Source organism: Microlunatus sp. GCM10028923 (assembly GCF_042666975.1).
Lineage (GTDB): Bacteria > Actinomycetota > Actinomycetes > Propionibacteriales > Propionibacteriaceae > Microlunatus.
The window spans coordinates 59474-82696 of sequence record NZ_JBHTFF010000016.1; the positions used below are offsets into that span (position 1 = coordinate 59474).

21 protein-coding genes are annotated in these 23223 nt (G+C 68.7%); 14 read left to right on the forward strand and 7 right to left on the reverse strand.

The genetic code is table 11. The features are described 5' to 3' along the window. Positions 1-4: 4 nt before the first annotated feature. Both ACFQU4_RS30640 and ACFQU4_RS30645 read right to left on the reverse strand, forming a co-directional pair. Complete coding sequence (locus tag ACFQU4_RS30640) at positions 5-1261, reverse strand: glycosyltransferase family 4 protein (RefSeq protein ID WP_377499471.1); 1257 nt, start codon at positions 1259-1261, stop codon at positions 5-7. Continuing rightward, a complete protein-coding gene (locus ACFQU4_RS30645) occupies positions 1258-2022 on the reverse strand; it encodes an FkbM family methyltransferase (RefSeq protein ID WP_377499473.1) in 765 nt (254 codons plus the stop codon). The genes ACFQU4_RS30640 and ACFQU4_RS30645 overlap by 4 nt, the downstream gene beginning before the upstream one ends. A gap of 162 nt (positions 2023-2184) precedes the next feature. Between ACFQU4_RS30645 and ACFQU4_RS30650 the strand changes: the two genes are divergently transcribed. Together ACFQU4_RS30650 and ACFQU4_RS30655 are read left to right on the forward strand one after the other, a co-directional pair. Further along, a complete protein-coding gene (locus ACFQU4_RS30650; protein ID WP_377499475.1) occupies positions 2185-3474 on the forward strand; it encodes a DUF222 domain-containing protein in 1290 nt (429 codons plus the stop codon). Between the two features lie 1021 nt (positions 3475-4495). Next, complete coding sequence (locus ACFQU4_RS30655; protein ID WP_377499478.1) at positions 4496-5020, forward strand: HNH endonuclease signature motif containing protein; 525 nt, start codon at positions 4496-4498, stop codon at positions 5018-5020. A 124-nt stretch (positions 5021-5144) separates the two neighbouring features. Here ACFQU4_RS30655 and ACFQU4_RS30660 read toward each other — a convergent pair whose 3' ends face one another. Genes ACFQU4_RS30660 through ACFQU4_RS30670 form a run of 3 tightly spaced genes read right to left on the reverse strand, consistent with a single transcriptional unit; the run spans position 5145 to position 8193 of the window. Then, on the reverse strand, positions 5145-6308 hold the full coding sequence (locus tag ACFQU4_RS30660; RefSeq protein WP_377499480.1) for a sensor histidine kinase: 1164 nt from the start codon (positions 6306-6308) through the stop codon (positions 5145-5147). After that, the gene (locus ACFQU4_RS30665; protein ID WP_377499482.1) at positions 6305-6970 is read right to left on the reverse strand and encodes a response regulator; all 666 of its coding nucleotides are present in this window, start codon (positions 6968-6970) and stop codon (positions 6305-6307) included. The genes ACFQU4_RS30660 and ACFQU4_RS30665 overlap by 4 nt, the downstream gene beginning before the upstream one ends. Further along, entirely contained in the window at positions 6967-8193 is a 1227-nt protein-coding gene (locus ACFQU4_RS30670; RefSeq protein WP_377499484.1) for a sensor histidine kinase, read from the reverse strand. The genes ACFQU4_RS30665 and ACFQU4_RS30670 overlap by 4 nt, the downstream gene beginning before the upstream one ends. Positions 8194-8216: 23 nt before the next feature. On the opposite strand from ACFQU4_RS30670, the gene ACFQU4_RS30675 reads away from it, so the two are divergent. The 7 genes from ACFQU4_RS30675 (at position 8217) to ACFQU4_RS30705 (ending at position 17290) form a co-directional block, all read left to right on the forward strand. Further along, positions 8217-9293 (forward strand): glycosyltransferase family 4 protein, encoded by a 1077-nt coding sequence (locus ACFQU4_RS30675; protein WP_377499486.1) that lies wholly within the window; start codon positions 8217-8219, stop codon positions 9291-9293. Between the two features lie 87 nt (positions 9294-9380). Beyond that, positions 9381-10619: an ROK family protein gene (locus tag ACFQU4_RS30680; protein WP_377499488.1), complete on the forward strand. Its 1239-nt coding sequence runs from the start codon at positions 9381-9383 to the stop codon at positions 10617-10619. Between the two features lie 244 nt (positions 10620-10863). Further along, the gene (locus ACFQU4_RS30685; protein ID WP_377499490.1) at positions 10864-12558 is read left to right on the forward strand and encodes a hypothetical protein; all 1695 of its coding nucleotides are present in this window, start codon (positions 10864-10866) and stop codon (positions 12556-12558) included. Positions 12559-12824: 266 nt separating this feature from the next. Next, positions 12825-13667 carry an ABC transporter permease gene (locus tag ACFQU4_RS30690; RefSeq protein ID WP_377499492.1) on the forward strand — a complete coding sequence of 281 codons (843 nt, stop codon included), beginning with the start codon at positions 12825-12827 and terminating at the stop codon, positions 13665-13667. 13 nt (positions 13668-13680) lie between these two features. Continuing rightward, entirely contained in the window at positions 13681-14655 is a 975-nt protein-coding gene (locus ACFQU4_RS30695) for a carbohydrate ABC transporter permease (protein ID WP_377499495.1), read from the forward strand. Between the two features lie 7 nt (positions 14656-14662). Next, positions 14663-15331, forward strand: a complete 669-nt coding sequence (locus ACFQU4_RS30700) for a YesL family protein (RefSeq protein ID WP_377499497.1) — start codon at positions 14663-14665, stop codon at positions 15329-15331. A 225-nt stretch (positions 15332-15556) separates the two neighbouring features. After that, a complete protein-coding gene (locus ACFQU4_RS30705) occupies positions 15557-17290 on the forward strand; it encodes a glycoside hydrolase domain-containing protein (RefSeq protein ID WP_377499499.1) in 1734 nt (577 codons plus the stop codon). On the opposite strand, the gene ACFQU4_RS30710 is transcribed toward ACFQU4_RS30705, so the two are convergent. Next, positions 17287-18618, reverse strand: coding sequence for a 6-phospho-beta-glucosidase (locus ACFQU4_RS30710; protein ID WP_377499501.1), 1332 nt, complete (start codon positions 18616-18618; stop codon positions 17287-17289). The genes ACFQU4_RS30705 and ACFQU4_RS30710 overlap by 4 nt on opposite strands. A 107-nt stretch (positions 18619-18725) precedes the next feature. Here ACFQU4_RS30710 and ACFQU4_RS30715 point away from each other — a divergent pair, with 107 nt between their 5' ends. Genes ACFQU4_RS30715 through ACFQU4_RS30725 form a run of 3 tightly spaced genes read left to right on the forward strand, consistent with a single transcriptional unit; the run spans position 18726 to position 20904 of the window. Then, positions 18726-19799, forward strand: coding sequence for a carbohydrate kinase family protein (locus ACFQU4_RS30715; protein WP_377499503.1), 1074 nt, complete (start codon positions 18726-18728; stop codon positions 19797-19799). Continuing rightward, the gene (locus ACFQU4_RS30720) at positions 19796-20446 is read left to right on the forward strand and encodes a nucleotidyltransferase domain-containing protein (protein ID WP_377499506.1); all 651 of its coding nucleotides are present in this window, start codon (positions 19796-19798) and stop codon (positions 20444-20446) included. The genes ACFQU4_RS30715 and ACFQU4_RS30720 overlap by 4 nt, the downstream gene beginning before the upstream one ends. 41 nt (positions 20447-20487) lie before the next feature. Continuing rightward, a complete protein-coding gene (locus ACFQU4_RS30725; RefSeq protein ID WP_377499508.1) occupies positions 20488-20904 on the forward strand; it encodes a hypothetical protein in 417 nt (138 codons plus the stop codon). A gap of 42 nt (positions 20905-20946) precedes the next feature. Here the strand turns inward: ACFQU4_RS30725 and ACFQU4_RS30730 are convergent, their stop codons facing one another. Continuing rightward, positions 20947-21912, reverse strand: a complete 966-nt coding sequence (locus ACFQU4_RS30730) for a helix-turn-helix transcriptional regulator (protein WP_377499510.1) — start codon at positions 21910-21912, stop codon at positions 20947-20949. 55 nt (positions 21913-21967) lie between these two features. Here ACFQU4_RS30730 and ACFQU4_RS30735 point away from each other — a divergent pair, with 55 nt between their 5' ends. Beyond that, entirely contained in the window at positions 21968-22645 is a 678-nt protein-coding gene (locus ACFQU4_RS30735; protein ID WP_377499512.1) for an alpha/beta fold hydrolase, read from the forward strand. Next, complete coding sequence (locus ACFQU4_RS30740; protein WP_377499514.1) at positions 22642-23205, forward strand: GNAT family N-acetyltransferase; 564 nt, start codon at positions 22642-22644, stop codon at positions 23203-23205. Before ACFQU4_RS30735 ends, ACFQU4_RS30740 begins: the two co-directional genes overlap by 4 nt. The last annotated feature ends 18 nt before the right edge of the window (positions 23206-23223 follow it).

Below are 23223 nucleotides of genomic sequence, written 5' to 3' on the forward strand. Positions count from 1 at the left end.
GCGGTCAAGCCTGCGGCCGCCGTTCGCCGGACGCATCGGGGAGGAGCCGGGTGTTTCCCGGGTGCACCGACCGGTAGATCTCGTTGATCTTGGTCAGGAACGCAGGCGGTTCGAAGATCACCCGGTTCGACCGGGCGGCGTGACAGGCGGCGGCCACCTGGTCCGGGCTGTCGGCGAGCTGGACCAGCCGGTCGGTCAGGGCGGACTCGTCCGGCCCGTCGGTCAGCAGCCCCGATCCGTCGGCGGTTCCTTCGGTCAACCGCGGGTCGCAGTACAGGACGCCGCGCCCGGCCAGGACGGTTTCGGTGATCGACATCGGCTGGTTGTCGAAGCCGTACGAGGTCAGGGCGAGCAGATGATGATCATGGAGCAGTCCGGCCACCTCGTGGTGCGGCCGGGCGCCGAGGAAGGTGATCTCATCGATCCCGGCGGCGATCCGCCGGGCCGCGGCGAGCTGCTGGCCGGAGCCTGCCACCGTGAACCGCAGCCGGCCCGGGCCGGTCCGCCGGATCGCGGCGACGGCGGCCCGGACGAACGGCAGGATCCGCTTCTCCGGAGTGCACCGGCCGAGCCAGATGATCTTGACCGGACGGTACGGCTGCGGCGGCTCGGACGGGTCCGGGGCCGACGCGAGCGTGTTCGGGACCACCTCCACCCGGCCGACCCCGGCCTCGCGCAGCCGCTCCGCCTGGTGCGCGGAGGGGGAGATTACCACCGTGGCCCGGCGGGCGATCCGCCAGGTCATCGCCCGGAGCGCGGACTCGCCGGCGCGGTCGGCGAGCCGGGGTGCCGGGTCCGCTGGCCAGCCGGTCAGCCTGCGGTGGAAGGCCGTCACGGCGGTGGCGAGGGCGTGCTGGCCGGGGAACCGGGTCTGCCAGAAGAAGGTGTGCACGGTGTGCACGACCGGCACGCCGAGCTCGGCGGCGACGTCGATCGCGGCCGCCGCCAGCCCGAACTCCGAGTGCAGATGGACCACGTCGATCCGGTGATCACGAAGCCAGCCGCGCAGCCGAGCTCGTACTGCTGGGGTGTTCATGATCAACGGCAGCCGCAGCCCGGGCAGCGTGCCACGGCTCGGGATCCGCAGCACTGGAACTCCGTCGGGCAGCGCTGGCGCGACCGGCTCCTCGGGCGCGATCATGATCACCGGGTGACCGGCTCCGGCCAGCACCCGGGCCTGTTCCAGCAGCGCGGTCTGGGCGCCGCCGAGGTAGCCGAGCTGGTAGTCGCAGACGATCGCGACCCGCGTCGGTGCGGTCACCGCAGGCCGGCCGGATCGCAACTGAACAAGTAGTTCCGGCCCTGCGTCGTCACCTCGGTCACCGGCGTCCAGCGGCGGTCGCGCCAGGCCAGCATCGTGTAGCCGAGCCGGCGCAGGGAGCCGGCCACCTCGGCCGCGGTGCGGCCGTACTTGTCCAGGTGCCGGTCCTCGATCTCCAGCAGCAGGGCCGGCCGGTCCCGGGCCAGCACCTCCCGGGCGCCGGACAGCACGGAAGGCTCGAAGCCCTCGACATCGATCTTGAGAAAGGCCACCCGCTCGATCTCCTGCTCCCGGCAGACGTCGTCGACCGTGAGCACCGGCGTCGGCAGGATTCGCGTTGTGGAGAAGGAGATCCGCCGGCCCGGCCGGACCTGGCCCGTGCGCAGGTGGGCCCAGCCGTGGATCGGCAGCCCGAACCGGTACGGCAGCACAAGTTCGTGATCACCGGCGACCGGCCCCAGCGCCGCCCGGCGGATGATCACCTGGCCCAACCGGGTCCGCCGGTGCAGGACACTGAGGATCCGGTACGGCACCGGCAGCGGCTCGAACGCGTACACCCGGCCGGCCGGACCGACCAGATCGGCCAACGGGAACGTATACACGCCGTAGCCGGCCCCGACGTCGAAGCAGACGTCGCCGGGCCCGACGAGTTGATCAAGGCCGAGGAGTTCCGGCTCGGCGATCCCGAGGGCGGCACCCCGGCGGAGCAGGGCAGCCGGGCTGTTGGGTTTGCGGGTGCGCAGGAGCTGATCGGTGGCCATGTCCTCCGAAGCTAAAGCCGGCGAACCGAGGACCCCATCCCCCTGCGGAGCGCATTCGTGGCCGGCCGACTCACCCTGTGGAGCTCAGGGATCGACCGGGCGAGAGTGTCAGTGGGTGTGGCTAGCGTTCCCCTTACTGGTAGAGGAATCGGGGGGATGGCGATGAGCGTGGCGACAGTCGTGGATCCGGCGGCCGAAGTGGCTCCGTTGGGTCGAGAGGAAGCCGAGGAATTGGCGGGCCGGATCTGTGCCCATGCGGCCCGGCAGGCCCGCGACAGCTGTGAACTGTTGATCTTGATCGGCGAGTTCGACGCCGGCCAGGGCTGGGGTTGGTCGCAGGGCTTCAAGTCGGTCGCCCACTGGCTGGCCTGGACCTGCTCGATGACCCCGGCCACCGCCCGCGAACACATTCGGGTCGCCCGCGCGCTCCGACGGATGCCAACTGTGACCGCGGCGTTCGGCGCCGGTGAGCTGTCCTACTCGAAAGTACGAGAAGTCACCCGGGTGGTCGATGTCGTCGACGAAGCCCAGCTCTGCGAACTCGCGAGGTATGCCACGGCGTCTCAGTTGGCCCGGATGATCTCCAGCTATCGGGCAGCGGCCGGCACCAGGGTCCGGGCGGAGGGTCGCCGGCTGTTCCGGTTGGTGGCCCGGGACGGCGACCCGCTGACGGGTATCACGGGTCGCCTGCCTGCCGACGAGGTCGCGATCGTGACCGCGGCCCTGGAACGGGCCAGAGACCTCAACAGCACCCCACCGGCCGACGACTCGGCGCAGGCCGATCCCGATGAGCACGACGCCACCCCGCCCTACACCGACGCCGATGCGTTCCTGGACGTGTGCCGGCACTACCTGGCGACCGCGGTCACCGAGGATGAATCAGGCGAGGACCGCAGTCTGGTGATCATCGAGGTGGCGGCCGAACAACTGGCCCTCGCCGACGTTCCGGCTCGTGTGGCCGCCCGAGAGCACCCGGTCACGCCGGGACAGTTCGCCACGGTCGAGCTGGACGACGTTCCCGCGGGAACGCCTGACCTGTCTGCCTTCACCACCCGGGCCGCCGATACCAGCGGGGCCTCCGCGGGAACGGCTGTTTGGCCGACGATGATCTCCCCGGCCGCGCGAGGCGGAGACGTTCCCGCGGGAACGCCGTACCCTTGCGCCTTCACCACAGGGGCCGCCGATGCAGGTGAGGTCCCCGCGGGAACGGGTGGTCGGCCGGTGATCACCGCTCCGATCGCGCGGGACGGAGGCGTTCCTGCGGGAACGCGGCAACCGGCGAGCCTTCCCGCCTCCCGGACTGTCGAAGCCGGTGAAGCTTCCGCTGAGATGGATGGGTGGTCGAAGATCACCGCCCCGGTCACGCGAGAAGGAGACGATCCTGCGGGACACCGTTCGGCCGGAATCACCTCTCCGACCACCGACGCGGCCGAAGGGGTGATGGGCCGATGATCACCTCCTCCGTCTCGCGGGACGGAGGCGTCCCCGCGGGAGCGTCGCGACCGGCTGGGATCACCTCTCCGGCCACCGACCCGGTGGACGTTCCTGCGGGGAGGGACGGTTGGTCGGCCTCTACGTCTCCGGTCTCGCGGGACGGAGGCGTTCCCGCGGGAACGCCGCAACCGGCAGGGATTCCTGCGCCGATCGCCGACCCGGTAGACGTGCGTGCCGCGACGGACGGTTGGTCGACCACCACGTCCTCTCCGCTCTTGCGGGACGGAGGCGTCCCCGCGGGAACGTCGCAACCGGCTGGGATCCCTTCCCCGATCGCCGACCCGGTGGACGCTCCTGCCGCGAGGGACGGTTGGTCGACCACCACCTACTCTCCGGTCTCGCGGGACGGAGGCGTTCCCGCGGGAACGTCGCAACCGGCTGGGATCCCTTCGCCGATCGCCGACTCGGTGGACGCTCCTGCCGCGAGGGATGGTTGGTCGACCACCACCTACTCTCCGGTCTCGCGGGACGGAGGCGTTCCCGCGGGAACGCCGCAACCTGCCGGAATTCCTTCCCCCATCGCCGACCCGGCAGACGTGCGTGCCGCGACGGACGGTTGGTCGACCACCACCACCTCCTCTCCGCGCTCGCGCAACGGAGACGTTCCCGCGGGAACGTCGCAAGCGGCCGGGATTCCTTCGCCGATCGCCGACCCGGTAGACGTGCGTGCCGCGACGGACGGTTGGTCGACCACCACCGCCTCCTCTCCGCGCTCGCGCAACGGAGACGTTCCCGCGGGAACGTCGCAAGCGGCCGGGGTCCCTTCCCCGATCGCCGACCCGGTGGACGTTCCCGCGGGAACGCGTCCAGGCACAGCGGACCGGGCCGACAAGCCGGAGTTCCAGCGGCCGACGACATCCCACCCGGTCAACCGGGAGTCGAGCTTGCGGGCTCAGGTGTGCACGGTCCGTGGGGCAGGGCCGATCGAGCCGCAGACCGCGCAGCGCATGATCTGTACCGGTCGATTCTCGGTGCGATCGTGGACCGGCACGGTGACGTCCTCGCCCTCGGCCGGACCCGGCGACTGGTGTCCAAACGCCAGCGCAGGGCCCTGCTCATCCGCGATCAGCTGTGCCAGTTCCCCGGCTGCTGGCGGGGCCGGCGCCTGCAAGCCCACCACAGGGTGCCCTGGTCCCGCGGCGGCTCCACCGATCTGGCGAACTTGATCTTGCTCTGCGGATTACACCACACGGTCGTCCACGAAGGTGGCATCACGATCACCCGCCGCAACGGCGCCCCCTACCTGGGTGCGCGGACCGGCGATCCTGGCTGGCGGTTCCTGCTCCCCGACGGGCAGCCCGTCGCCGAAACGGGCTGGCGGGTGAGGACAGCCGACCAGCTTGTCCAAGATCTCTCCGCCACCCGCCCGTCCGGCCCGAATGGTCATGATCATCCGGACGCCACCACGATCCGTACCGTCGGCGGTGGCGAAGGCTTCAGCCTCCATAACTGTGTCGAGGCCCTTTTCAGTATGACCGTGGACCAAGATCACGCCGCCGCCTGACGGCGGCCCAGTGCTCGTCACAGTGCCGGCGCGGGATCGGCTGTGCGGCCCACGATGGCTCTGATCAAAGTCTGCCGAACCAGGTCATGATCTTGTGCGGGTCCGGCCAGGGGCCCCTCTGACCTCACTGCTCTGCGCGGAGGGGCAGTCTGGCCTCGACCCGGAACCCGCCGTTGGGGGTCGGGCCGGTCCGTAGGGCGCCGCCGGTTGCGGTCACCCGCTCGCGCATGCCGGTGAGCCCGTGACCTGGTGCGGTCGGTCGGACCGGCTGCCGCGACGGTTCGTTGATCACCTCGACCACCAGGGCGTCGGCCTCGGCGGTGATCCGGGCGACGGTCGCCGCTCCGGGCGCGTGCCGGACCACGTTGCTCAGGGCCTCCTGGACGATCCGGTACGCCGTCGAACCGGCCTCGGATCCCGGGCCGGCCTCGCCGTCGATGATCAACTCGACCTGAACGCCGGCGACCCGGGCGGACTCGGCCAGCTTCGGCAGCTCGGCCAGCCCCGGCATCGCCGCCGGGCCGGTGCCGCGGAGGACGTCGAGCAGCTGGCGCAGCTCCTGCAGCGAGGCCCGGGCCGAGGCGCCGATGCTCTGGAACTCGTCGACGACGTCGGGCCGGCCGGGATCGAGGCGGTACGGCGCGGTGGAGGCCTGGACGGCGATGATCGACATGTGGTGGGCGACCACGTCGTGCAGTTCACGGGCGATCCGGGCCCGTTCCTCCAGCACCCGGCGCAGTCCTTCCTCCTCGGCGATCCGGTCCCTGGCGTGGCGGCGGTGCAGCTGGAACCGGGCGACCAGGACCGTCAGGATCATGATCAGCACCAAGATCACGGCGGTCTGGAACACGTCGCCCTGGCTGAACTCGGAGTTGAGCTGACCGACCGACGCGGCGACGAGGGTGATCGCCACCGCCGGGTAGCAGATCCGGCGCCGGGTCGAGAGTGCGAGGACGTAGATCACGGGAACGTGGGACGCGGCCTGGAGGGTCAACCAGCCGTACGACTCGAGCCCGATGTCCTGGCTGAACCACCGGTCGATCGGCAGCAGAAGCAGCAGCGACGGCAGTGACAGCGCCCAGCCGAACACGGGCCGGAACCAGGCGACCACCACCGGCACCGCCAGGCCGGCCCCGACGGCGACTGCCAGCAGAACCGCTGAGGCGAAGGGCTCGTGGTAGACGAGGCCGGTGAAGGCCACCGTGGTGGCCAGGAACAGGGCCACGGCGATGACGAGGAACGGCCGGAGCGAGACGATCGGCCGCGCCCGCGAGTCGCCGTCGCTCATCGGGCCCCGGGCGTCACCAGCCCGCTCTCGTACGCGAACACGACGGCCTGGGCCCGGTCGCGCAGCCCGAGCTTGCCGAACAGGCGTCCGACGTGGGACTTCACCGTCTCCTCCGCGACGCTCAGCTCCGCGGCGATCTCCGCGTTGGAACGGGCCTTCGCGATCAAGGTCAGCACCTCGAGTTCGCGGTTGGTCAGCGTCCGCAGCCGAGCGGTCAGGGCCCGGTCGGCGGGGCGCCGTGAGGTCACGTCCTCGATCAATCGACGGGTCACAGAGGGGGCGAGCAGGGCGTCGCCGGCCGCCACCACCCGGATCGCGGCGACCAGGTCTTCGGGCGGCGAATCCTTGAGTAGGAACCCGCTGGCGCCGTACCGCAAGGCCGCATAGACGTAGTCGTCGACGTCGAACGTGGTCAGCACGACGATCTTGGGCCGGTAGGCCGCGTCCGGGGCGAGCAGTTGCCGGGTCGCCTCGATCCCGTCCAGCTCCGGCATCCGGACGTCCATGATCACGACGTCCGGCCGGAGCTCGCGGACCGCCCGGATCGCGGCGGCGCCGTCGGACGCCTCGCCGATCACGGTCAGGTCCGGCTGGGCCCGGAGCAGTGAGGCGAAGCCGGCGCGCACCATCGCCTGATCGTCGGCGACCAGTACGGTGATCATGAACGCCCTTCCGGATTCGGTACGGACAGCGGCAGCAGGGCCGCGACCCGGTAGCCACCGGCGTCGGTGGGTCCGGCCTGAACCGTACCCCCGATCGACGCCGCGCGCTCGCGCATCCCGGTCAGCCCGTGCCCACCCGGTCCCGACCTGACCGGCGTGGCCGGCGGATCGTTGATCACCTCGACGGCGAGCGCGCCATGATCATCGGTGACGCGGATCGTCGTCGCCGCGGCGGGGGCGTGCCGGACCACGTTGCTCAGCGCCTCCTGAACGATCCGGTACGCGGCGTACTGCAGGTCGGGCCGGGGCTCCGGTGCCTGGTCCATGATCAACCGGACCGGGACGCCAGCGGCCCGGGTCGACTCGACGAGCTTGGGCAGATCGGCGAGCGCGGGCGTCGGAGGCGTCGCGCCGCGCAACACCTCGAGCACCTGGCGGAGTTCCTGCAACGAGGTGCGCGCCGCCGCCCCGATCGACTGGAACTCCCGGTCCACCTCGGCCGATCGTTCGGTGGGGATCCGGTAGCGGGCGGTCGACGCCTGGACGGCGATCACCGACATGTGGTGCGCCACCACGTCGTGCAGTTCGCGGGCGATCCGGGTCCGCTCCTCGAGCACCCGCAGCTGGCTCTGCTCCTCGGCGAGCTGGATCGTCGCGTCGCGGCGCTGCAGCCGGGTCCGGCCGAGGACCACGGCCAGGACGGTCGCCAGGGTCCAGATCACGCCGCCCTGGATCACCACGCTGGCGCTGTAGCCGAAGCCCTGCGGGATCGCGGAGAGGCCGGCGATCATGGTGATCAGCACCGCCGGGTAGCAGATCACCCGGGGTGCCGACAGCGCGACCAGATAGATCACCGGAAGGTGGGCGGCGAGCTGGTTGGCCAGCCAGGGGAACGGCGTCATCGTCTCCGGGAACAGCAGCCGGTGCACGGGCAGGAACACGATCAGCGGGATCAGTCCGATCGCCCAGCCCAACATCGGGCGGGAGCGGGCGACGGCCACCGGCGCGGCCAGCAACAGGGACGCCGGGATCGCGGCGGGCCCGTAGCCGAGGCTGAACCCGTACACCGGAAGGTTGAGCAGGACCAGGACCGCGGCGAAGACCGGGAACGGCCAGCGGGGGACCAGCGGCCGCGCGTCCTCGGCCAGGGTGACGTGGGGGACCCGGACGGCGGCGACCCGGTGCAGGTACCCGCCGACGGCGCCGCGCAGCTTGTCCACCACGCTGTTTAGCTTAGGGTCGCCGCGTGAGGTTCTTCTTCGACGCCCGCTACATCCGGACCGACTTCCACGACGGGATCAGTCGGTACAGCACCGAGCTCGGCCGGGCCGTGGCCGCGCAGGCGCCGGTGACCTTCCTGGTCAGCGATCCGGGACAGCGTGCCCTGCTGCCGGACGGCGCCGAAACGATCATGTTGCACGGACCCACGTCGGCGCTGGAACCGTTCACCGCGTTGCGGCTCAACGCGCACCGGCCGGACGTCGTGTTCACCCCGCTGCAGACGATGGGCTCGCTGGGCCGCCGCCACAAGTTGATCTTGACCCTGCAGGACATCATCTACTATCGGGACCCGACGCCGCCGACGAATCTGCCGCCGCACATCCGGCTCGGCTGGTGGCTCTTCCACCAGGCCTACTGGCCGCAGCGGCTGGTGCTGGACCGGGCCGACGCCGTGGTCACGGTCAGCGAGACCTCTCGTTCCTACATTGAGAAGTACCGGCTCACCCGACGCCCGATCACCGTGGTCAGCAACGCCCCGTCGCCGCTGCTCGACGTCCCGGAGCCGGGCACGGTCGGTCGTGATCTTGTGTACGTGGGCTCCTTCATGCCGTACAAGAACACCGACGTGTTGATCAAGGCGCTGGCGTACCTGCCGGACGACTTCACGCTGCACCTGGTCAGCCCGATCAAGGCCGACCGCGAGGCGGAGCTGGCCGCGCTGATCCCCGAGGGGCGGACGGTGATCTTCCATCGCGGCGTCACCGAGGCCGAGTATCTGGACCTGCTCGGCCGGGCCTACGCCCTGCTCACCGCCTCCAAGGTGGAGGGGTTCGGGCTGCCGATCGTCGAGGCGCAACGGGCCGGCGTGCCGGTGATCTGCAGCGAGACCGACATCTTCACCGAGGTGGCCGGACCCGAGGCCCTGGTCTTCCCGCCCGACGACCCGGTCACGCTGGCCAAGCAGATCGAGACCCTCGACGACCCGTCGGTACGGCAGCGGATCGTCGACACCGGCCGCGCCAACGCGGCCCGCTTCTCCTGGGACCACAGCGCGTCGGTCCTGCTCGACCTGGCCCGATCCCTCGCCCGTTCCGCGCGCTGACTGTGGTTCTTCGTCGCGCGATCGGAGGAAGCCGTCAGCTTCGAAGGCGGTCGGGGAGTAGTTCATCACCTACGGCACAATTGCGGCATGCCGTCCGAGGTCTTGCCAGAACAATCGACCGGCACCCAGCCGCTCGTCGCCAGGAGCCCTCAGCAGATGCGCGGCGTCAATGCCACTGCGGTGTTGGGCCTCTTCTGGGATGAACCTGCGGGGACCGGATTGACTGCATCCGAGCTCGTGACGAAGACCGGGTTGACGAGGGCGACCGTACTCGCGGTGTGTGACGACCTACGGCAGATGGGCTGGCTGATCGAAGACCGTGCCCAGAATACGGCTGCTGGCAAGGGCCGGCAGCCGCGGCGCTTCACCTTCAATGCCAGGAAGCATTTCGTCGTGGGGTCTGATGTTGGCCTCAACTCGGTCACTTCAGTCGTGGCCGATCTCAAGGGCAAGGTCCTGGGGCGTGCGCGTCATCGGGTTCCGCGTGCCACCGATCGCACCGATCACCTCATCCAGTGCACCGATGAAGCACTCCGGATGGCCGAAGTCTCGAGTCAGCAGGTCGCGACTTCGTGTGTGGGCGTCGCTGCATCCGTCGATCGCTCCGGAGAACCGCTACCCGGAAACCCGTTCTGGGACTTGTTTCGCATCGATCTCGGGAAAGTGCATGATTACGCGCCCTTCGCGCTCCAGATAGAGAACGACGCTGACCTCGCTGCTGTCGCCGAGCTGCACGCCGTGACAGGTGATGCCCCGTCGCCATCGATCACCCTCCTCGTGTCCGATCGGTTCGGAGCAGGAATCATGGTCGGGCGCGAGCTGCTGCGCGGTGCGAAAGGATCAGCAGGCGAGATGGCCTACCTGGATCACGTCGTAGGGGTCGGCGGGCCCTACGGCCTTTCGCTCATAGCCCGCTGGCTGCGAGACGAGGCACTTGCTGCAGGGCGCGCGTCCCAGTTGCGTTCGAGCGGCCGGGGCAGACGTGACAGTGGGAGTAGCGACGGAGGCCCTGAAGACGGCGTCCTCGAGAGCGTCGTCGACGCTGCGGCCAACGGCGATGCTCTCTCGGCCGAGATCGTCGAGAAGCTCACGGAACGGCTTGCCGTGACCATTGCCACCTTGTGCCATCTCATCGACCCCGCACGGGTGGTCCTCGCCGGCGGCGTCGCTGTGGTCGTCGCTGCCTTGCTCCCCCAGGTGCGGGTACGACTTGCGGAGCTCCTTCCGTACTCCCCGCAGATCGAGGTCTCCACGCTCGGACGTGATGTGGTGCTCACCGGCGCAGTCCACAGCGCCATCAGCAGCATCCGTCACAACTCTCCCTAGCAACGAGGTCCGGACCCGGCCCCTTTCGCGCCAGCGATGCGACATCGAGCGCGCCCGGTCAGCGCTTCCTGGTCCGTCGTCGGGCTGCCTATTGACGAGCTAGCCGCGGAAGGCTAACTTGTCCTTGCCGCTAGATTTAGAGTCTAAATCTAGATGTTTCGGCCGTGCGGAGCAGACCAGGCTCCCTTGTGCGCTCGGCGCGCTCGCAGCGGTTCGGCAAGCACTCAAAGAAGAGAGGCAACAGATGAACATGCATCGATCCCGCTGGCAGGTGAGGGCAGTACTGGCCGGGCTCGCTGCCGCTCTCGTACTGGCCGGTTGCACAGCCGATCCCGGTACCGATGAGTCGGGCAAGCCGATCGTGACGGTTCAGGTCATCACGGACTCGCGCGCGATTCCCATGAAGGACATGCCCTGGACGAAGGATCTCGCAGCGGCGTGCGAGTGCACCATCAATTGGCAGGAGACCCCTGCGTCCTCCTGGAGTACGCAGAAGCAAGCGTCGCTGGCGGCCGGCGATGTCGCCGACGTGACCATCGGCGGTTACGGCGGTGGCGACTGGGGTGACTACGGAAGTCTTTTTCTGGATCTGGCGCCCGAACTGACGTCCATGCCGAACCTCTCGATGGTGTTCGAGAAAGTGTCCTTCGCGCGCGTCGTGTCGACGTGGGACGGCAAGATCTATGGTGGCCCCGGGGTCATGCTCGGCACGATGGCCGATACCGGCAGTCACATGTTCATCAACAAGCAGTGGCTGGACAAGCTGGGGCTCGACGTCCCCACCACCTGGGATGAACTGGAGACCGTCCTGGAGGCCTTCAAGACCGGCGACCCGAACGGCAACGGCGAGGCGGACGAAATCCCACTCGACTTCAACTCTCCCGGTACTGGTGGATGGGGAGGATTCCAGCCGAATATCCTTCTCGGAGGTCGGGGAATTTCGCCCAGCGGTGGCATGGGCATGTACGCCGATCAGGGCACGGTCAAAAGCTATCTGACGGATCCCGCATACAAGGAGTTCATCCAGTACATGCGAGACCTCTGGAGTAAGGGCCTGATCTCCAAGGAAGCATTCACCCATGACTGGTCTCAGTGGACGGCCACGGCGAAGGGCGACGGCAAGACGGCACGGATGGGCGTGAGTTGGATGTGGACTCCGTCTGACCTCTTCGGCAGCAAGCTGGCCGATCAGTACATCACGATCCCACAGCTCAAGGCCGAAGCCGGACAGAGCGAGAAGACCAAATGGATGTTCGGCGGCGACGGCATGAACTACCAGTCGAACAAGATCTCGATCGCCGCAGACGTCAGGAACAAAGAGGCTGCGCTCAGGCTCGTCGACAGCATGTACACACCGGACATCGGTGTGCAGATGCGCTACGGGTCCTTCGGTGTTGGGGTGAAGAAGAACAGTGACTTGAACTACACCGTCCTTGATCCCGCGGATTCTTCGAAGAATCTCTCGGACTGGCAGTTCATCAATTCGCTCGGTGATCGCGCGCCCAGCTGGGTCACTCAACCTGGGGTGACGCTGACCATTCCCAAGGAGTTCGCTGAAGTCAGGGCGGCGGATGCCGTGTACGACAGGGAGATCGCCAATATGGATCTCAACACCGATCTGATCTACAGCGGGGTCTCATTCACGGCGGATGAGGGCAGGCAGTACAGCCTGAACAATACCGGAATCACCCAGGCCGCGATGAGCAAATTCGCCCAGTGGGTCACCAAGGGCGGCATAGAGGACGAGTGGGACGCCTACGTCGCTGACCTCGAGCGAAACAAGTTGGCTGAGCAGATCAAGCTCCAGCAACAGGCATACGACCGCTTTGTCAAGGTGATGGCAGACAACAAGGTCGACCTCAATATCCAGTTGACCGATCCTGATCTCGTCTGGAAGGACAACCCGGACGGATCAGCAACCATGTCGCGACCAAAGTAGGTGTCGCTGGGTGATGTCGGGCTCCGTCGGGGGAAGCCCGGCATCACCTCTCCGGAGGCTCTAGCGGAACTCGCCGCCGGGTGCCGTCAAACCACGAACAGTCCAAGGAAGGCAAGATCGTGTCGGATACCTCCGCCTCAAGCATCGCGGCCCCGACCGGGCGGGAGGCGGTCGCTGCCGCAGTCGCTCAGACTCGGCGGCCCCGCAGCCCCAGAGGTCAGTCTCGCCTTGCGGCCCATCTCCATCGCTACTGGCAGCTGTGGTTGATGACGCTGCCTGCCATCATATTCATCGGCGTGTTCTCGTATGTGCCGATGTACGGCGTCCAGTTGGCATTCCGCGAATACAACGTAACCAAAGGCCTCAGCGGGGGCGACTGGGTCGGGCTTAAGTATTTCGAGCAGTTCTTCGCCAACCCGCTGTTCGGCCAGATCATGGTCAACACGGTGTGGATCAGCCTCTGGACCCTGGTGATGGGATTCGTCGCACCGCTCATCCTTGCCATTCTGATCAACCAGATCGCCAGCAAGCGGTTGAAGGGGTTTACCCAGACGGTCACCTATATGCCGCATTTCATCTCAACCGTGGTGATGGTCTCGATCATCCAGATCTTCCTTGCCCCGGACAGTGGCGTTCTGGGGCGGCTCCTCGGTGGCGCTAATCTCATGGGGGAGCCAAGTGCGATCGTCCACATCTACTGGATATCCGAGATATGGCAGCACACCGGCTGGAACTGCATCATCTACCTGGCTGCCCTTTCCTCCATTGACCTCGCACTCTACGAGGCCGCGAAGATCGACGGAGCCGGCCGACTGCAACTGATTCGTCACGTCGACATTCCTGCCATCCTGCCGACGGCCGGAATCCTCCTCATTATGAATATGGGAAGTGTCCTCGGTGTCGGGTTCGAGAAGGTCTTCCTGATGCAGAACACGCTGAACATCACCGCGGCCGAGGTCATCTCCACCTACACCTACCGCGTCGGAATCCTTGGCAGCCAGTTCTCGTACTCGACGGCGATCGGGCTGTTCAACGCACTGGTCAACTTCGCATTCCTGATCATGGCGAACTACATCGCCAAGCGGGCTAGCAACACGAGCATCTTCTAAGGAGCCACAGATCATGACCACGAAAGCGTCTCCTGGATCGCTCGCACCCAAGCTGGACTCGGCCACAATCACCGGCGTTCCGCAGAACCGGCGCCGGCGGAGTCAGCAGCGAACGGCCGGCGACTGGGCCGTTGACATCATCATCGGCATCCTGATCGCCTTGATCCTGATCGCCTTGATGTACCCCCTCTGGTGGATCATCATCTCGTCTGTTTCCGCTCCTAGGGCCGTCGCCACCGGGCAGGTCACACTGCTCCCGGTCGGATTCAGTGCCGCGGGGTACGAGCTCCTCCTCAGCGACTCCAGGATCTGGACCGGCTACAAGAACACGCTCATCTACACGTTCGCCGGCACCGCTTTGAATCTCCTGGTGACTCTCCCGGCAGCATTCGCGATGTCACGACCCGAGTTCCGTCCCCGACGGATCATCATGTTCCTCTTCGCGTTCACGATGTTCTTCGGCGGCGGCCTGATCCCCAGCTTCCTGCTGATCAAACAGCTCGGACTACTGGACTCGATCTGGGTCTTCATGTTGCCTGGTGCATTCTCCGTGTTCAACATGATCATTGCCAGATCCTTCTTCGAGACCTCGATCCCGGAAGAGTTGCGTGATGCCGCTCAGATCGACGGCCTTTCGTACTTCGGCTACTTCTTCAAGGTCGTGCTCCCGCTCTCCACAGCGATCATCGCTGTCATCGGCCTCTACTATTTCGTCGGCCATTGGAACGACTTCTTCACCGGCCTGATCTATGTCCGGTCGCAGGAACTACAGCCGCTCCAGAACGTGCTCCAGCAGATTCTCATGGCCAACCAGACGCAGCAAGGCGGCTCGACCTCCGTTGGCCAGACCGCCGGGCAGGCCCAGGAGTTCGCCGATCAGATCAAGTTCGGCATCATCATCGTCTCCACGCTGCCGCTCCTGGTGCTGTATCCCTTGCTGCAGAGGTACTTCAACAAGGGCGTCATGATCGGCGCAGTGAAGGGCTGAGGACATCATGAGGAAGTTCGCCGTGGGTTACGAGCGCCTCGCGCGCACCATCGTGATGGTATTCGTCGTGAACGTCGCGTTTCTCGTACACACAGTCATGGGCGTGATCTTCGCAGGGTTCTTCCCCTCGGTGGCAGCCTCCTATGCCACTTTCCGCACCTGGGTGCTCGACGGCGATCGGTCATGGGCCTTCGGGCAGACCTGGACCGTGTTCCATCGCGCATGGAGGCAGGAACTGCTCTCCGCCAACGCCTTCGGTTGGCCCCAGTTGGCAGTCGGGGTGTTGCTGCTGTGGGACCGCTATCTTGCCAACCAGAACGACATGGGGATAGCCGGCATCGCCGTTTCCGGGCTGCTCTTTGCGATCATTGTCCTGTTCGCCCTGTTCGTGGCGGTGTCGTGGGCGATCCGTTCCCATTTCGACGAGCGGCCGTGGTGGCTCGTACGCGCGTCTCTGCGGATGGTTCTGGCGCGACCAGTGTGCAGTCTGGCCCTGATCGTCCTGCTCGCCGTCGTCGCCTGGGCGTGGTACACGTGGCCCGGGATTCTCGTCTGCTTCGGTCTCGCTACGCCGATCTTTGTGATCGTCACGACCATCTACTCTTTCGGGCGACTTCCCGGATTGGACTCGTACGCCCGTAGGAGCAGGGATCCGGCGGTCCAGGCCGCCGGATGAGCCGCGGCGTCCCGGCGCGACCCGCTCATTGACGGCGACCGGCCGCGCCAACTCTGCCCGCTTGGCCCGGGACCGCAGCGCCTGAGTGCTCCTTCGGCCACGTCCGCTACCGGTCGTCCGGTGGTCAGGGGGCTTGCCTGAAGCGGTGCCGAGATGGGAAATTTCCTACATCGAGGGTGTAAGTCGCGTTCCAATCTGGCATAGCCCGACTGCGAGGAGTGCATCATGGCGCAGACAACCCGTCGTTTCGTCCGAGCCGGACTGGCCCTGGCCGGCGTCGTCGCCGTGATCAGTGCCCTCGGCACCACCGCGATGGCCGAGCCGACCGCCGAGGACAGCAAGCTCGTCTCGTACCACGGCTACCAGGTCTCGGTCCCGGCGGCGTGGCCGGTGGTGGACCTGGCCGACGAGAAGGCCTGCGTACGGTTCGACCGCCCGGCCGTCTATCTCGGATCGCCCCGCTACCAGGAGAGCTGTCCGGCGGACCTCACCGGCCGCGACGCCGGCCTGCTCATCGAGCCGCTGCAGGGCCCGGCCGCGACCCGCCCGGGAGTCGTACCCGCCGCGGCCGGCACCGCCGTCGCCCCCGCTGCGCCGTCGGCGAGCGGCACGCTGCAGATCGCGGTCGAGGATGCCGGGGTGCTGGTCACCGCGGCCCACGGGCCGAACAACGAGCAAGCCGTACGCAAGGTCCTCGCCACCGGCAGGCTCGTCGCCGGCGGCCGCGCGACCACGCTCGATGCGGAGTCGAAGACGGCCAGGGCGGTCCAGCCGACCGCGGCGGTGGTCGCGCCCGGAACGTACAACGGCAAGGGTTTCGACCAGTGCGCCGCGCCCTCCCAGAGCGCGATGGACACCTGGTGGAACGCCTCGCCGTACAAGGCGGTCGGCATCTACATCTCGGGCATCCAGCGGGCCTGTGCCCAGCCGAACCTGACCGCGACCTGGATCACCAACCAGCACAACCGCGGCTGGAAGTTCCTGCCGCTGCACGTCGGCCTGCAGGCACCGTGCCGCGGGACCGGGCACATGATGTCGTCCGATCCGGCGACCGCGCGGAATCAGGGACACCAGGCGGCCGTCGAGTCGGTGACCGCCGCGCAGGCGCTCGGGATCGTCGCCGGCAGCGTGCTCTACAACGACATGGAGGCCTATCAGCGGGGTGGCGCATGCACGACCGCGGTGATGTCGTTCCTGGCCGGCTGGACCGACGAACTGCACGCGCGCGGCTACCTGTCCGGCGTCTACTCCAGCGCCGCCTCCGGCATCGCCGACCTCGTCGCGAACTACAACAGCACGACCTACCAGCGGCCGGACCACGTCTTCTTCGCCTGGTGGAACAACGTCGCGAACACCGACGGCGGCCAGTACATCCCGGCCAGCTACTGGGCCGACCACCAGCGGATCAAGCAGTACGCGGGCGACGTCAGCGAGACCTGGGGCGGCGTGACGATCGCGATCGACCGCGACTTCTTCGACACCGCGAACGGCGGCCCGCCGCCTCCGTGCGCCGCGGTCCCGCTGGACGCCACGGCCTATCCGGACCAGAAGGCCGGGTCGACCGGCAACCTGGTCAAGGCCGCGCAGTGCCTGCTGCAGAAGGCCGGGTCGCTGCCGGCGGGAGAGCCGTCCGGCACGTTCGACGCGGCCACCGAGACGGCGGTCAAGACGTTCCAGACGTCGGTCTCGCTGTCGGCCACGGGCGTGGTCGACTCCCACACCTGGACCGCTCTGCTGGCGTACGGCTCCAGGCCGACCCTGCGCAGCGGAGCCTCGGGCCCGGACGTGTCCCGCCTGCAGCGCGCTTTGACGGCGGCGCTCGGGCGGACCGTGGGCATCGACGGGACGTTCGGGCCGATCACCGAGCAGGCCGTCGAGGACTACCAGACCTCGCGGAAGCTCGGGGTGGACGGCATCGTCGGGTCGGAGAGCTGGACGGCCCTCCAAGCCGGCGCCTAGTTGATCAAGACCTGCCGCAGCTCGGGGACGTCGGCCAGCTGGCGGTCGATGATCAACCGCGCCTGCCGTACCGAATCGACGAGCGGGTGCAGCGCCAGCGCGCGTACGGCCAGTGAGCGGGAGCCGGTCCGGGCGGCCTCGATCACCGTACGTTCGACGTCCTTCATGGTGATCACGATGCCCTGCTGGTACGGCTCCAGCGGCTCGGCCGGCAGCGGACGGGGACCGGCCGAGCCGACCTCGCAGGGCACCTCCACCACGGCGTCGTCGTCCAGCCCGGCCAGCGTGCCGCCGTTCCTGACGTTGAGCACCAGCCGCGCCGCCCGGTCCCGGGCGATGGCGCGGATCAGGTCCAGCGCGACGCCCTCGTAGCCGCCGCCGGCAAGATCATCATCGTCGCGGTCACCGGCCCCGGTGGCCTCCCGTTCCTCCGCCAGGTACGTCTCCTCGCGGGCCCTCCGGGTCTCCTCCCAGCGGCGGAGCGGATCATGATCATCGCCGGTGAAGTAATGATCTTGCTGCCGGGCCAGGTATTCGCCGCGGGTCTCGGCGCCACCGCCGATCGCGGCGATCGCATCCGCCGTGGCGTACCAGTACCAGAGATACTCGTTCGGGATCGCGCCGAGCGTACGAAGCCAGTCGCCGCCGAACAGCCGGCCCTCCTCGACCCGGTCCAGCAGCGGCTCCGAGGCGAGCAGCTCCGGAAGTCGATCAACGCCGTCGACGGTGAGCCGGCGCAGCCAGCCGAGATGGTTCAGCCCAGCATAGGAGAACTCGGCGTCCTCGGGCCGGACGCCGAGGGCCCGGGCGGCGCGCCGGAACAGCCCGACCGGTGAGTCGCAGATCCCGATCACCCGGTCGCCCAGCACCGACCGGGCCGCCTCGGTGACCAGCCCGGCCGGATTGGTGAAGTTGATCACCCACGCGTCGGGCGCGACCCGCCGGATCGTCTCGGCGATCCGCAGCACCACCGGAACCGTACGCAGGCCGTAACAGACACCGCCGGCGCCGGTCGTCTCCTGGCCGAGCAGGCCGACGTCGAGGGCGGCCCGCTCGTCGCAGACCCGGCCCGCGACTCCGCCGACCCGGATCGCCTGGAACACGAAGTCGGTCCCGGCGACCGCCGCGGCCAGGTCGGTCTCCAACCGCACGGACGGGCCGATCCGATCCGCGGACATCGCCTCGATCACCGCGCCGATCCGGCGCAGCCGGCCCGCATCGGTGTCGTACAGGACGAGTTCGTCGATCACCGGTTCCGGGTCGTCGGCGAGTGCCCGGAAGATCAGCGGCACCCGGAAACCGCCGCCCCCGACGATCGTCAGCCGCATCCGTGTCCTCCGTCGCCCAGTCCGCCGTCGTCCAGCCCCATGTCCGGAACGGTAGCGTGGCCCGATCGGCGCCCCTTCGGCGCCACCCACCCGGGAAAGGAGTCCTGATGGACGAACCGGAGTTCGACGTGTTCGTCACCGGGACCGTGTTCCTGGACCTGATCTTCACCGGGCTGAGCCGGCCTCCGGCCGGCGGGCACGAGGTGTGGACCGACGGCATGGGGTCCAGCCCGGGCGGCGTGGCGAACCTGGCCGTCGCCGCGTCCCGGCTCGGCCTGCGCACCTCGCTGGCGACCGCGTTCGGCGACGACATCTACGGCGAGTACTGCTGGCACGTGCTGGCCGAGCTCGAGGACGTCGACCTCAGCCTGGCCCGCCAGTTCCGCAACTGGCACTCGCCGGTCACCGTCTCGATGGCGTACGACGACGACCGGGCCATGGTCACCCACGCGCACCCGCCGCCCTCCGGCCCGACCGATCTGATCATCGACCCGCCCTCGACCCGGCTCGCCTATGCCGACATGGCCGCGGAGCGGGCCAGCTGGCTGGACCGGGCACAGGACCGCGGCGTCAAGGTCTTCGCCGACGTCGGCTGGGACGAGACCGAGGTCTGGGACACCGAGTTGTTGATCACCAGGCTGGCCGGCTGCCACGCCTTCGTCCCGAACGCCGGCGAGGCGATGGCCTTCACCCGGACCGGCTCACCCGGCGCAGCCCTGGAGGTGCTCCGCGACTGGGTGCCGCTGGCCGTGGTGACCGCCGGCACCGGGGGAGCGTTCGCGGCCGACGCGGAGACCGGCGAGACGGCCTGGGTCCCGTCCCTGTCGGTGTCGGCGCTGGATCCGACCGGCGCCGGCGACGTGTTCCTGGCCGGCCTGATGTTCGGCACCCTGCACGACCTGTCGCTGACCCACCGGCTCCGGTTCGCCGGACTGTGCGCCGCCCTGTCGGTCCGGCAGTTCGGCGGCGCCCTCGCCGCCCCCGGCTGGGCCGACCTCTCCACCTGGTGGGCCGAGGCGAAGGAGTCCACCCGCTACGCCCGCGACTACGCCTTCCTGCCCGACCTGATCCCGGCCGGCGAGGGCCGCGTGGTCCGGCGCGCCATGGCGACCATCGGCCTCGGCGAGCTGCTCGGCTCCGAGGACGACGACCATGATCACGATTCGGCGGTGCAACCATGATCATCGAGGACCCGGTCGAGGACGAAGTGCACCGGCTGTACGGACCGTCGGCGGGACGGACGCCGGCCGACGCCGCGGCGTTGATGGCGGGCTATCCGGGGCGCTGGTGGATCGCGGGCGGCTGGGCGGTCGAGGCTCAGGGCGGCGCGCCGCGGGTTCATGGTGATCTTGATCTGAGCGTGCCCCGGGCCGACCTGGCGCTGCTGCGGCGGCACCTGGCCGGCCGGCTGGACGTCTGGATCGCCGACCGCGGCTCGCTGACCCCGCTGCTGCCGGACGAGGATCCGGACGAGCCGCCGGAACGGTTGCTGCCGGACGAGTGCGAGAACCTGTGGACCAGGGCCAGCGGCGCGGATCCGTGGGAATACGACGTGATCTTGATGGACGGCGACGAGGACGGCTGGATCTTCAAGCGGGACAGCAGCATCCGGCTGCCCTGGCCGGAGATCATCCGGACCGTCGACGGGCTCGACTACCTCCGCGCCGAGCTCCAGCTGCTGCACAAGGCGGCCCGCCGCCGGCCGAAGGACCAGTACGACTTCGAGGCCGTCCTGCCGGCGCTCGATCCCGACGCCCGCCGTTGGCTCCACGATGTCCTCGCCCGCGTCCACCCCGGCCACCTCTGGCTCGCCGAACTGCAGGGCTGACTCTGGTCCTGGGCTACCTTGCCAACATGAGCTGGGACCTTTTGATCATGGACCTGCCGCGGGACGCTCGTTCCGTGGCCGAGATTCCACACGACTTCAAGCCGGTGGACCTCGGGCCGCGGTCGGAACTGATCCGCAAGATCCAGTCTGTCGTGCCCTCCGCCGACTTCACCGATCCTTCGTGGGGCCAGATCGAGACCTCGGACTTCTCGGTCGAGGTCAGCCTGGGCGAGGAGGAACCCATCAACTCGATCATGCTCCACATCCGTGGCGGCGGCGACGTTTTGGGATTGGTGGCCGAGTTGCTGGCCGCGCTGGAACTACGAGCGGTCGATGCGCAGAACGGCGAGTTCTTCGAGCCGGCGGCGGCCCGCGAGAGCTTCGCGGCCTGGCGTGCCTTCCGAGATCGCGTGGTGCAGGGGCCTAGCGGATCTTGGGTGAATCTTCGCCGCGAGTAACCGGCTGAATTTCACCCAAGCTGACCGGTCAGGGCCGGACGGTCAGAGTCGGACGGCGGCGGTCATTCGGGCGGCCACCTCGGTAACGGCGGCTCGGAGTTCGGGGCCGCCCTCGACGCGGAACGGGAAGGGGATCGCGGAGAGCCACTCGCCGGCGTACATGTCCGGATTGCTGGTGCTGCCGGTGAGCAGGCAGCGGGTGCCGGCGTCCAGCGGCTCCAGCCGGCCCATCGGACCGGTCACCCACGGCGACACCTCGGCGTACGGCGCCTCGAAGACGACCCGGGTCGGATACTCCCAGCTGCTGCCGAGATGCTGCTCCAGCAGCGCGACCGGATCCAGGTCGGGCGGCGACTGGAACCGGTCGGCCAGAGTCTCGAACCCGGTCACCCGGTCGATCCGGAAGGTCCGTACCTCGTCCACGTAGTGCGCCCGGCAGAGCAGATACCAGCGCCCGTTGCGGACCACCACGGCCCACGGATCCACCTCGGTCTCCAGCGGCGTCCCCGACGCCGTCCGGTACGAGAGCCGGGCCCGTCGCCCGGCCGCGACGGCGTCGACGACCGTGGTGACGATCTCCGGATCGGGCCGGGCCGCGTCCCGGTCGGGGGCGGTGAGGGCGTTCTCCCTGAGCATCGAGGCCTGCCGGGCGACCCGTTCCGGCAGGGCCCGGAGCAGTTTGCCCAGCGCCGAACCGACCGGGTCGGAGGGATCGGCGGCCGCGTGATGTCCGTCCAGCACCGCCATCACCAGGCCGAGTGCCTCCGACGAGGAGAACACCAGCGGCGGCAGCCGCACCCCGCGGCCGACCCGATAGCCGCCGTACGGACCGCGGACCGACTCCACCGGCACGCCCGCCTCACGCAGGATCGCGATGTAGCGCCGGGCCGCGCGGTCGGTCACCGCCAGTCGTTCGGCCAGGTCGGCGGCCGAGATTCCGGGCCTGGCCTGCAGCAGTTCCAGCGCCAACAGGGCCCGCGCCGTCGGGCTGTCCTCGCGCGTCGTCACGCTCCGAAGCCTAAACAGGAAGCCGAGTGTCCGGAACCGCTTCTAGGGTCACAGCATGGACCTCATCCTCATTCCCGGCATGTGGCTGACCGGTTCGGCGTGGGACGACACGGCCGACGCGTTGCGCCGCCTCGGCCACCGCCCGACCTCGCTGACCCTGCCCGGCCTCGCCGACGGTCGCGCCGACGCGACGCTGGACGACCAACTGTCCGCCGCCCTGGAGGCGGTCGATGCCGCGGACCGGCCCCTGGTGGTGGGGCATTCGGCGGCCAGTTCGCTGGCCTGGCTGATCGCGGACCGGCGGCCGGACGCGGTGGCCCGGATCGCCCTGGTCGGCGGCTTCCCGGCGGCCGACGGCGAGACCTACTTCGACGTCTTCCCGGTGCAGGACGGCGTGGTGCCGTTCCCGGGTTGGGAACCGTTCGAGGGCCCCGACACCGCCGACCTGGACACGGCAACCCGGGACCGGCTGGCGGCCGAGACGGTCCCGGTGCCCGGCGGGGTCGCGACCGGCGTCGTCCGGCTGACCGACGAGCGGCGCTACGACGTGCCGGTGACGCTGGTCTGTCCCGAGTTCAGCCCGGAGGACGTGAAGGGCTGGATCGCGGACGGTGATCTGCCCGAGCTGGACCGGGCCCGCGACGTGTCGTACGTCGACCTGGATTCCGGCCACTGGCCGATGGCGAGTTGCGCGGCCGCACTGGCCCAGGCGCTCGCCGACCTGGCCCGATGACGTACGCCATCACGACGCTCGAGGCGTCGACCTGGGACCTGTTCGCCGAACTGGTCGACCGCAACGACGGGATCTTCGGCGGCTGCTGGTGCCTCTCGTTCCACACCGACCGCGGCGAACCCGGGCTCGACCACCGCACGGCCAAGGAACAGCTGGTCCGGACCGGCCGGGCCCACGCCGCGCTGGTCCTCGACGAGGACGGCGTCGCCCGCGGCTGGGCCCAGTACGGGCCGACGGCCGACCTCAAGATCAAGAACCGGATCCGGTACGAACAGGATCCGCCGCCCACCCCGGACTGGCGGATCACCTGCATCTTCACCGACCGGACCCACCGCAGACAGGGCGTGGCCGGCGCCGCGCTGGAAGGTGCGCTGGACCAGATCGCGGCGCGCGGCGGCGGCCTGGTCGAGGCGATCTCGGAGGTCACCGACGGCCGCGTCGCGCAGAGCCGGTTCCTGTTCAGCGGCACGGTCGAACTCCTCGAGCAGTACGACTTCGCCCGCGTCCGCCAGGTCGGCAAGCACGCCTGGATCATGCACCGGGACCTGCCGCCGACCTGATGCGGCCGGCTGCGACGA